At 39.4% G+C, this 10,124-nt stretch carries 14 protein-coding genes and 1 pseudogene; all 15 read left to right on the top strand.

The features are described 5' to 3' along the window. Positions 1–390 precede the first annotated feature (390 nt). The 15 genes and pseudogenes from FTT83_RS14570 to FTT83_RS14640 all read left to right on the top strand — a co-directional run bounded on the left by FTT83_RS14570 (position 391) and on the right by FTT83_RS14640 (position 9,867). Positions 391–1,386, top strand: a complete 996-nt coding sequence (locus FTT83_RS14570; protein WP_180044489.1) for a hypothetical protein — start codon at positions 391–393, stop codon at positions 1,384–1,386. A 78-nt stretch (positions 1,387–1,464) separates the two neighbouring features. Continuing rightward, positions 1,465–1,680 carry an AlpA family transcriptional regulator gene (locus tag FTT83_RS14575; protein WP_180044491.1) on the top strand — a complete coding sequence of 72 codons (216 nt, stop codon included), beginning with the start codon at positions 1,465–1,467 and terminating at the stop codon, positions 1,678–1,680. A gap of 3 nt (positions 1,681–1,683) precedes the next feature. Beyond that, positions 1,684–2,067 (top strand): hypothetical protein, encoded by a 384-nt coding sequence (locus FTT83_RS14580; RefSeq protein WP_180044493.1) that lies wholly within the window; start codon positions 1,684–1,686, stop codon positions 2,065–2,067. Beyond that, a complete protein-coding gene (locus tag FTT83_RS14585; RefSeq protein WP_180044495.1) occupies positions 2,064–2,279 on the top strand; it encodes a helix-turn-helix domain-containing protein in 216 nt (71 codons plus the stop codon). The genes FTT83_RS14580 and FTT83_RS14585 overlap by 4 nt, the downstream gene beginning before the upstream one ends. After that, complete coding sequence (locus FTT83_RS14590) at positions 2,276–2,782, top strand: BRO family protein (protein WP_180044497.1); 507 nt, start codon at positions 2,276–2,278, stop codon at positions 2,780–2,782. The genes FTT83_RS14585 and FTT83_RS14590 overlap by 4 nt, the downstream gene beginning before the upstream one ends. Continuing rightward, complete coding sequence (locus tag FTT83_RS14595; protein WP_180044499.1) at positions 2,775–3,143, top strand: hypothetical protein; 369 nt, start codon at positions 2,775–2,777, stop codon at positions 3,141–3,143. Before FTT83_RS14590 ends, FTT83_RS14595 begins: the two co-directional genes overlap by 8 nt. A gap of 7 nt (positions 3,144–3,150) precedes the next feature. Then, positions 3,151–3,351 carry a hypothetical protein gene (locus FTT83_RS14600; RefSeq protein ID WP_180044501.1) on the top strand — a complete coding sequence of 67 codons (201 nt, stop codon included), beginning with the start codon at positions 3,151–3,153 and terminating at the stop codon, positions 3,349–3,351. Between the two features lie 2 nt (positions 3,352–3,353). Next, a complete protein-coding gene (locus FTT83_RS14605) occupies positions 3,354–3,686 on the top strand; it encodes a hypothetical protein (RefSeq protein WP_180044503.1) in 333 nt (110 codons plus the stop codon). A gap of 111 nt (positions 3,687–3,797) precedes the next feature. After that, positions 3,798–4,079: a hypothetical protein gene (locus FTT83_RS14610; protein ID WP_180176798.1), complete on the top strand. Its 282-nt coding sequence runs from the start codon at positions 3,798–3,800 to the stop codon at positions 4,077–4,079. Positions 4,080–4,081: 2 nt separating this feature from the next. Continuing rightward, complete coding sequence (locus FTT83_RS14615; RefSeq protein WP_180044507.1) at positions 4,082–4,486, top strand: hypothetical protein; 405 nt, start codon at positions 4,082–4,084, stop codon at positions 4,484–4,486. Further along, positions 4,479–6,593 (top strand): DUF3987 domain-containing protein, encoded by a 2,115-nt coding sequence (locus FTT83_RS14620; protein ID WP_180044509.1) that lies wholly within the window; start codon positions 4,479–4,481, stop codon positions 6,591–6,593. The genes FTT83_RS14615 and FTT83_RS14620 overlap by 8 nt, the downstream gene beginning before the upstream one ends. A gap of 267 nt (positions 6,594–6,860) precedes the next feature. Next, positions 6,861–7,184, top strand: a pseudogene (gene ssb, locus FTT83_RS14625) (single-stranded DNA-binding protein); the annotation flags it as partial. A gap of 287 nt (positions 7,185–7,471) precedes the next feature. Next, complete coding sequence (gene fic, locus FTT83_RS14630; RefSeq protein WP_180044513.1) at positions 7,472–8,581, top strand: protein adenylyltransferase Fic; 1,110 nt, start codon at positions 7,472–7,474, stop codon at positions 8,579–8,581. A 204-nt stretch (positions 8,582–8,785) separates the two neighbouring features. Further along, a complete protein-coding gene (locus FTT83_RS14635) occupies positions 8,786–9,028 on the top strand; it encodes an Lrp/AsnC family transcriptional regulator (protein WP_257224460.1) in 243 nt (80 codons plus the stop codon). A 617-nt stretch (positions 9,029–9,645) separates the two neighbouring features. Beyond that, complete coding sequence (locus FTT83_RS14640; RefSeq protein WP_180044516.1) at positions 9,646–9,867, top strand: hypothetical protein; 222 nt, start codon at positions 9,646–9,648, stop codon at positions 9,865–9,867. Positions 9,868–10,124: the final 257 nt, after the last annotated feature.

Genomic DNA, 10,124 nt, shown 5'->3' on the forward strand with positions numbered 1-10,124 from the left:
GTGTACATAGTGCACTCGGTTATGTATCGCCTTTTGAGTTTGAAGCAATGTACTATGATAAGATTAACCCGTTAGGTCAGGTGGCCTAACTTAAATAAAAAGTCTCCGACAAACCCGGTACGGTTCACTCTGCGATTTTGCGAATAGGCTTTGTATGTCTTGCTATATAAGGGATTGCGTTTCGCAAACCATTTGCGATTCGATTGCGACAGTTTGCGATTCGTATAATTCTATTGCGACATACCTTGTCACACCACTTACCTAAATATACACAATCATAATTAAATATCGTTTATATTCAGTTTGCTAAGTCTAGGTTAGCTCCCGAAAGTCGGATACCCAATCTGATTGGCTTAGCTATTTATTTGGGGATGCTGTGGGAGGCATTAAATGACGCTAGTTTATAGTGTGACGAGTTATACTTATGCTTTATTAAATGAATTTCGTGACAAGATTCTGAGTCTGGTTAACTATGATATTAAAATTAATACCAAAAAGCTTAAGCAATTAAGTTTGCCAAAAGATGGGTTTGAATTTATTACCAGAAAAGAATTAACTGCCCTTATGCACAATTTTTCTCTCAATTGTTCTGCCAGTTATGATCAAAATATTATAAAAATCCATAGGATTGAGAAAGGGTATGAAAGGGTAAGAGCTAAAATTCTTTCAGCAACTTACTCGAATATTATAAATCTTAAAAAAATAGAAAATTATCCGCAATTGAAACAATTATATATCACCAGCTTTTTACTAAAATATAATTCTACTATTCCTTTAAAGACAAGACCTCACCATATTTTTGATGAACTTAAATATCAAGAATTCTGCAAAGGGTTAGAGCTCGGTTTTATCAAAGGAATATCGACTCATAAAGAATCTAACAGCACATTCAGAACCTTTGATTGGATGGATATGAAAGATGATGCAAGCACACTTTGCTGGCTATTTGGGAGGTACTGCACAATAAAATCCTTATTTAACAATATAGACGAAAATGACACCTTTGAGCTTATTAGAGTTTTGCATGGTGACATTAGTATGGCTGAGGAATTTAAAAGAAATCTCAACTACGATAAAAAAGATCCTGCGGAAGTAGCCTTAAAAAAATTTGCATCAACTGGAGGCAGAGCAAAGGCAGAAAATTATCAAACCAAAATGAATCCGATTTTTGATGAAGTGTTTTCATTATTTCAAAAACTAAATCCCACCACTAATAAACAATGGAAATCTAAAGGTGAATGTGCAAAGTATTTTATAAAAGAATTCTATTTAAAAAATCCTGATACTGACATCGAGCTAGACTCTAAAAGATTAGTGACTGAAATTACCAACCGAATAAATGACCGAGCTGCTAGCAGAAAGGTCACTTTGCTAGCTGATAGATAACTCTGCTAGTAGCTTTACACAAACCAATTAAAATCAAACTGATACTAAGCCCATATTCTTTCATATATGGGTTTTTTTATGTCAATCAAACCAATCCGCGTCCAATTCAAAACCGTTTGTGAGCTACTGGACATAAGCCGTGAATCTTTACGCCATAAGGTACGCACAGACCCAACATTCCCCAAAGCAATCAAAGAAGGCAACTCTAAACAGTCACCTGTCTATTTTGACTATGCCGAGCTTATGCAGTGGCATAACAGCCAAAAACAAAGCCTTGCAACAATGGAGGCTTAATCTATGACTAAAACTCAAATTAAAGCCATTGCATTGAATGCCAGCCGGCAATTAAACGCTGTGCAAAAGGACATCTATAACCGTGATTTAGTGACCTCTCTTAATCATGGCCAGTTAAAAGACACATCGGCCACACTAAACGATCTATACGGCGTATTAGATACCCAGTACCAGCGAAGCCTTAAAGCTGGCATTGATGAGCCTATGGAATATACGGAGCTTGTCAAAAAGCGCATTGATGCCCTTGCTGAATATATCCGGCCAGCACGTCTTAAAACTGTTCATATCTCACCTAAGCACATCGTACAAATGCTTGATACTGAACAGCAGGCCATGCACCACCTTTCAACCCTCCTGGACGGAATCAATATAGGGGGTAAGGCATGAGTACAAACCATCAAACCCAAGTTTTAGCCCACCTTAAAACTGGCAAAACACTTTCACAGGCCGAGGCCATTCATCATTTTGACTGCTACCGCCTTAGCGCCGTCATCCAGCGCTTACGTCTTGCCGGACATGACATCGTGACTCATAACGAGCCTAACCTTAATAGTAAGGGTACTCATGCACGCTATGAGCTTAAGCAGGTGGCAGCATGAATCCATCTATATTTAACTTCAATGAACATGGCGTTCGTGTTGCCCTTGATGTAAACGGACAGCCTTTGTTTTGTCTTGCTGATGTTTGTAATGCTATGGGAATGCAAAGAGCTAATCCTAGTAGATTTAATTTAAATCCAAAGGGTGTTGCAAGCTTGTGTACCCTTACAAATGGCGGTAGTCAGATGCTCACTTTTATTAGTGAAGAAAATCTATATCGCATAGTTTTTCGATCTATTAAATCCGAAGCAATCAATTTCCAAAACTGGGTATTTTCTGAGGTACTGCCAAGCATTCGAAAGACTGGGAGCTATTCAGCCAGACAGACTGCTTATGAAGAACTAAACCGCTTGTGCATGCAAGAGAAGGTCTCAAAGGATAAAGGTACGTTCCACAGCCATGGTATGCACCGCCGTAAACACGAAAAGCATTTAAACGCCGTCCGCATTGAAACATGCAAAGCAAATTTACAGCTAACTTTTGAAGGGGTAGACCATGAATAAATATGTACACCCTGAGTTTTTTAAAGCCTTTGACCACTACAAAGCAATGCTTGAGCAGTACGGGGAACACCACCCAATCACAGAGCAGGCACTCATCCTGACAATGCACTACACGCCTGAGCATATCAAAGCGGAAATGCACCAAAAGGCGAAAGAGCTAAACCTACTACCACCACCAAGCGGTTACACCGATGACGGCCAGCCAATGTACCGCCTGGAGGATATTGCCAAGCATTTCGGTATTAGCTTTGAAGATGCCGAACAGCATTTACTGCATATGATGGATAACCGCCAGCAAGTAGGCTTGTCGAATGATGGCATTTTGATTAATTCAAATATCAATTTGAACCGTGTGCAATAGGTGAAGCATGAGCGAAATCATAGATTTTAAATCCAAAACTCAAGCCGATAGCCACCAACCTATGACAGATGATGAGGTACGTTTGGCAAGCATTTACGATGTTGCCGTCGGTTTAATTATAGATATTGAGGAAGACAAAGTTTTCTCAATGGCAGAGCTAAAAGCACGAATGATTGAAGTAATTGAAATCATACAAGAGGAGCTTTAAGCATGAAAAATCAATTAAATAGTATTGCTAACATGCCCAAGTATGGTTATGCTGTAGACCTCTCAAAACATATTAGCGTCACCCCACAGCGTCATTGTGGTTTTATTGTGCCTAAATTTTGCTTAGCCTCTCAAGCTGTGCAAGAATCAAGCGCAAGCATTTCAGCTATGCAAATAAGGCTGTACTCCCTCTATGAGGGGATGACACGACAAAATAAGGTAGCAATGCCGAATATGTCGGGCGGTTCTAATATGCCGAGAGTGAATCCCCTCACCCTAATTTCTCAAGTTAGCGTGATTCTCAACTCAAAAATATTAGGAGGCAGCCATGCCTAAAAATATCCATCAAATTACACGCCAGCGCATCCAGTCAGCAGACTTTGCACAAAAACCGGGATTAGTTCAGCGCATTTCCTCAATGCTTAAAAAAGTATGGGGAGTGTAATCATGTCGAATCAGATCAAAAAAGCCTATAACCCATCTTTAAGTAATACCAGTGCATTTTTTGCACCCCATCCCGAAGCCAATCATTTAAATGCTCAAGATGTTGCTTTTGAATTAGTAGCAAGTGCAAAAGATATTTCTATTGCTACTTTTCAATGTTTTGAAGGTGGCAACAGACTAATGATTAAAGCAGAAATTGTCGCCAATCTTATTATTGAAATTCAAACAAAACTAGAAATGATTGAACAAATCCTCCCACTAGCTTTTCAAGATGGAGAGGCTTAATCATGTCAAATCAAATCAATAAAACAGCTCAAGACCTTTTAGAAAATGCTCAAGTCATTCTTGAATCACTAGAAGGTTCGTTACTTCGTTTATTTGTAAGCTATGACCAGTGCAGCCTATCAGATGATAAGGCTAAGGCCATGATGAGCGTTTGCGGCATGCTGGCAAATGGTGCTTTAGAAGATATTGAGAGTGCCAGTGTAAAAACAAAACTAAATATTTCAATGTTTGTTAATCAAGCTACTGGCATTCTGGTCACACTTGAAGAACTCTCAGATTTTTATTTATCCAAAGGCCACACAACATCAGCTATACACGGCTTGTTCTTAGCAGTAGGACAGTTAAAAGAATCATTAGAAACTGCAGTTTATGCGGTTACGGGAAAAGGGGGCAGCCACAATGTTTGATTATGACCACCCCAAAGAACTAATAACACCCGATGCTATTTTAAACGAATGTGTGCAGCTTGTATCGTTTAATGATGCTTATTCATCACATGCGTTAATACAGCGTTTTGGCAGTCCTGAGCAGCCGATCTATGTCGATAATGGCAGCGTGGATATAAACGGCGTTACCTATGAACAGCCTTTGATTCTGCCTGTCTATGATGGGCAAATGGATCTTGTTCAATGTGCTGTTATGCAGGATGGGCAGCGTGTGGCTGTCATTCCTGATGGACTGGCTAAAGGTTTTGCAAGGTATGGTGATTTTGACCATGCCCAGCCTGTCATTATCACCTATGGCCTAGAGGCATTCTTTAAGATTGCCCAGACCGGGTACGCCGTTGCATTGGTCGTATTGCCCACCTTATGCAATGCAAATCTCACACAGCTCAAGCCATTTGATTTTGAACAAATTCAATTTGTGATTAATCAGTTATCTGCAGCAGGATACAAGCAGCTTTATTTACCAGTCCGACCTGAGCATATAAATCTTGAACCATTTCAAAAGCTGGAACAAAACACAGCTGTAAGATTGCTTAACCAGTATTTAAAAATTGGTGTGAGTGAGTTTTTCTATCAGTTCAATAAAGAGGATGGCACAGCCGAAATACTGGCGTTTATTGATGAGGCTATTGAGAGATTAAATAAGCCGACTGAATGGGGCGAGTTATTGCCTTTATCTCAAGCAGAAACCACTTTGAATCCTTACCCGATTCATGCACTGCCACCACTTGCACAAGAGGCAGTGATAGCCATATCTGAACACGTACAGTCCCCAATTGCCATGACTGCCCAATGTGTGATTGGGGCAATGTCACATATTGCCCAGGCTAAAGTAAATGCACCTCATCCGTTTAATGCACACGGCGAGCCATGCAGTTTATTTTTACTGACCGAAGGCCAAAGCGGAAGCCGTAAGAGTACAAGCCGAAACCTAGCAGATCAGGCAATAATTAAGCATGAGCGTAAACAGTATGAGGCATACCGACAAGAGCTTGAGCAATGGAAAAGTGGACAGGCTGGACTGCCTAAAAAAGACCGGGAGGCATATTGTGCAGAGAATCCTCCACCGAATGACCCAAGCACCCTATATAGCGATATAACGCTAGAATCTATAGCAGGGCTTTTTATTGATGGCATTTTAAATAATGCATCCATTGCCAGTGATGAAGCAGGCCAGTTTTTTGGTGGCCATACCATGAAAGGTGATACACGAAACCAAGCACTAGGAGGCTATGCCAAGTTATTCGATGATGGTTTTGTGGAGCGTACCCGATCTAAATCTAATTTAAACGGCAGTGGTCGGGCTTATGATGTGCGATTGACGTTCAACCTGCAGGGGCAACATGAAGTATTAGCAGAGGCATTAAAAGATCCAGTGTTAAGAGGACAGGGGTTTTTACCTAGATTTATTCTGACTATTCCCGAAAACCTAGCAGGCACACGCCTACAGGACGCAATCTATCGAAATAAGAATGCAAGCACTGACCATAGACTTATAGCCTACTGGACACGTTGCGAATATCTACTTGATGGCTGCCCACACGTGAAAGCTGAGCAAGAGCTACATAATGGGCGCTATGTTCTGCCTATGAGTGATGAGGCAAGAGAGATAGATCAAGAGTTCTACAATATGTTTGAGTTACTTCAAGGCAAAGGAAAACGCTATGAGTATCTGCAGGCATTCGCCAGTCGTGCCAGTCAATTAGCGCGCCGTCTAGCGACTGTATTTGCTTATTTTGAGGGCTTACAGTGGATTGATGCTAAAACCCTAAAGGGAGCGTGTGAAGTCGTTAAGCATTCTTTAAATGAATGGGCGATGTATGCAGATATTGAGGTTAAAACCGAAAGTGATGCAGAGCGTCTCGCACGTTATTTAATTAACAAGTGCAATGCAGATCAGACCAACCAGCTTGCTAAAAATCTGGCATTAAAGGGTGCACCATCCAAGCTAAGAGCAGTTAAGGAATTTAACCGTTATTTAGATGAATTGGTTGAACATAATTTTGTGAGATTAACTACCATTAACCGAACTCAATACATTGAGTTGAATCCGTTATTACTGAAATAGCTGCGATTCTGCGATTTTTGATGTCAAAGCCTTGCCAGTAAAGGTTTTCACAGTCGCAAATAGGCTGCGATTTGATTGCGACACGCTGCGATTTATTGTGATTTGTGAAGATGGGGCTATAAAAATCGCATTTAGAAATCGCAAAGTCGCAAGAAGTCGGAAACCCGAAGCGAAACGCAAAGCCAAGCTATGCAAGGCATACAGCTAAAAATCGCAGAATCGCAAGGTTTTCTATAAGTGAAAAATATATAGATTGAGATTTGAAAAATGGCAAACTTAAACAGAGTTACAGTAATGGGCGTTCTAGGCCGTGACCCTGAAACAAAGCAATTTCCCAATGGTGGCAGCGTTACAACATTCAGCGTGGCGACTTCTGACCACTGGAAGGACAAGACTACCGGCGAACGTAAACAGGCTACAGAATGGCACAGGATTACCACCAGCAACCGATTGGCCGAGATTGCCAGTAAGTACCTTAAAAAAGGCGGAAAGGTTTATATAGAGGGCAGCTTACGTACAAGAAAGTGGAAGGACCAAAGTGGAGTAGATCGGGAAATAACCGAGATTCGAGCCGATGAGCTGCAATTGCTTTGATGAAGCCTAGTTAAGACTTTTAATCTTTATTTTCTCCATCTAAATCGATACATGATCATTAATATATTTATACCATCGACATATGAAAAGCCTCATGTTCGATCTTTTGGATTTTATCGACATGTTTATCTGATCATGTTTATTGCATCGACATGATTTCAACTTCATGTCGATTTTTATGAAAAATATCGACATGAAGGGCATGTTATGTTTATCCTATCGACATAAACTAAAAGTTATGTCGATTTTTCTTATTGAAATCGACACAAAATGAGATAACAGTAATGAACCAATGGCAAGCAGATCAACCATATAACGCTTTACCATATCTACCCCCATCACAAGATGTGGAAAATAAAGCTGTATTAAAATTATGTATTGAAGCCAGGTCAGCACTAGCTGAATTAAAGCAGGCTGGGGAATTGATACCAAATCAAACGATTCTTATAAATATTATTCCGTTACTAGAAGCAAAAGACAGTTCTGAAATTGAAAACATTGTTACGACTACAGATAAGCTTTTTCAACATGCGCAAGGTAATGATGAACATGCAGACCATGCAACTAAAGAGGCTTTAAGGTATAGAACTGCATTGTATAAAGGGGTTCAATCAATTAAAGAAAGACCACTATGTACAGGTACAACTATTGAGATATGCCAAACAATTAAAGGTGTAGATTTAGGTATTAGAGCAACGACTGGTACAGCATTAAAAAATAGTTATACAGGTGAGATTATTTATACCCCTCCAGCAGGTGAAGATGTAATTCGGACATTATTATCTGATTGGGAAAAATTTATTCATTACAATGAAGAATTAGACCCTTTAGTGAAAATGGCTATAGCTCATTATCAATTCGAAGCAATTCACCCTTTTATTGATGGGAATGGTCGTACAGGAAGAATTTTAAATATTCTCTACCTTATGGATTGCAACTTATTAAGCTTACCTATTCTTTATCTAAGTCGATTCATTATTCAAAATAAATCACAATATTACGAGTTATTACTCAATGTGACCAAAGAGGGAGATTGGCGCTCTTGGGTGATGTTTATGCTACAAGCTGTAAAGAACACTAGTGAGTGGACTATATCTAAAATTACAGCTATCAAGAGCCTACATGAGCATACTATTGAATATATAAAAACACATGCAGATAAAATATATACACGTGAGTTAGTTGATACTATTTTTGAGCAACCATATAGCCGTATAACCAATTTAGTTGATAAAAACATAGCAAAGCGTCAAGCTGCATCAACATATTTAAAAAAACTTGTGGAAATTGGTGTACTACGTGAGTTACAGCTGGGTAAAGAAAAGCTATTTATCCATCCTAAGCTCTTAGAGTTATTACGAGATGATAATAATCAATTCATACCATACGACTAAACAACAGCCTCCTTAACCGGGGGCTTTTTATTGGCTAAATGGTCATTATCACCATGCAGATTCAATCACCAGCATCAGTCAAGGGTATTTCTACCACAAATGAATAAATGTCCTTAGAGTAGTGCGGTCTAATTAAACAAAACGAAATTTTGCGCCATCATGATGTTGAACTTGTTAAAACCTGTTATTCAAAAGGAGAGCGAAATGAGCAACACTGAGTTATTACAATCTATCCTTTCAAGGCTCGATAGTCTGGAAAAAGCTTTGATTCGACAGGATGAGCGTAGAGTAAGTGTAAAAGAGTTCGCAGAGCGCCTAAATATTTCAGAAAAGGAATTGTATGCACGTATCAAGGATGGCCGTATTAACACGCCAATGAAGGATGGACGAAAAAACTACTGGCTGAACAGTTATGTTAATTTAATTGTTGCGGGTAGTACGACCTAAAGTATTAAAGCAGTATGACTTTGCTGTGGTAGAACTTGGTATTTATTTGACTGTGCCGGATGATTTGAAGTGGTGTTATCAGGACCACTAAACCTGTTTTGCGAAACAAACCCTATGAAAGAAAGTCTATGAGGCGTTTATGGCTATTTGCGGAGCAAAGAAACGCAATGGCGAAGCGTGCGGGGTATAGCGAGAAGACAGCAAAAGAGATTGGAAGCGAAAACCTCACAAAACCTGACTTTTAAAATGCTGTGCCTGTTATTAATTGTTATGGTCTGGATTTAGTCTTAGTGTTGCAGACGCCGTACCTGTTAAGAAATGCTAAGGTCAAAACTTAACATTTGAACCCAGCAAAACCCAACGATTGAACCTGATAAAACCTGAAGTCTGGATGGCACCATTACGGCCCCCTGGGATTTCTGTTTGTTGACAATTGTTGACATTAAAACTTGAAATCAGGACAGCAAGATTACAGCCCTATTTGCTGAATGGGAAAAAGACACAAGCCAATGCAAGCATTAAAGCTAAGGCCACATGAAGATATGAAACAAAACATAAGATATTATTCTGTCTCTAATACAATAACTGTGGCGCCGTGTCGTGTAAGGAAATTTGTAATGGTTGAGAAAATAGTATTAAGACCAGAAGAAAAATTAGCTCAATTGATTGCATCAGGTACAAGTCTTGTGAGTACTGTTGATGCTGCGAAGATTTTAGGGTATTCACCAGTGACACTTCGCAAATGGGCATGTTATGGAAATGGTGATTTAACGCCGGTTCATATGAAGAATGGTGCTAAATGGCGTTTGACTAATATTCGAAATTTAGTTGGTGCTTAACAATGCTATTCGTGGATTAATTACTTTGCTAATAAATTTGAATCAAAGTGAATGCTCATAATAGTGGGCTTTTTTAACGCCTTACCGTCAACCTAAATAGGAATTTTAGAAGGGATTATTCAGATTTTGTGGGACTGTTCTAAATTTTGTGTAAGTACTTAATTTTCATTTATCCTTCAGAGGATAATTACAAAAGGTACTTCACATGGATGAAGCAACAATCAAAAGTATGGCTGCCGAATTGGCTAAAGGTCTAA

This window comes from Acinetobacter sp. YH01018, from assembly GCF_013420295.1.
Taxonomy (GTDB): domain Bacteria; phylum Pseudomonadota; class Gammaproteobacteria; order Pseudomonadales; family Moraxellaceae; genus Acinetobacter.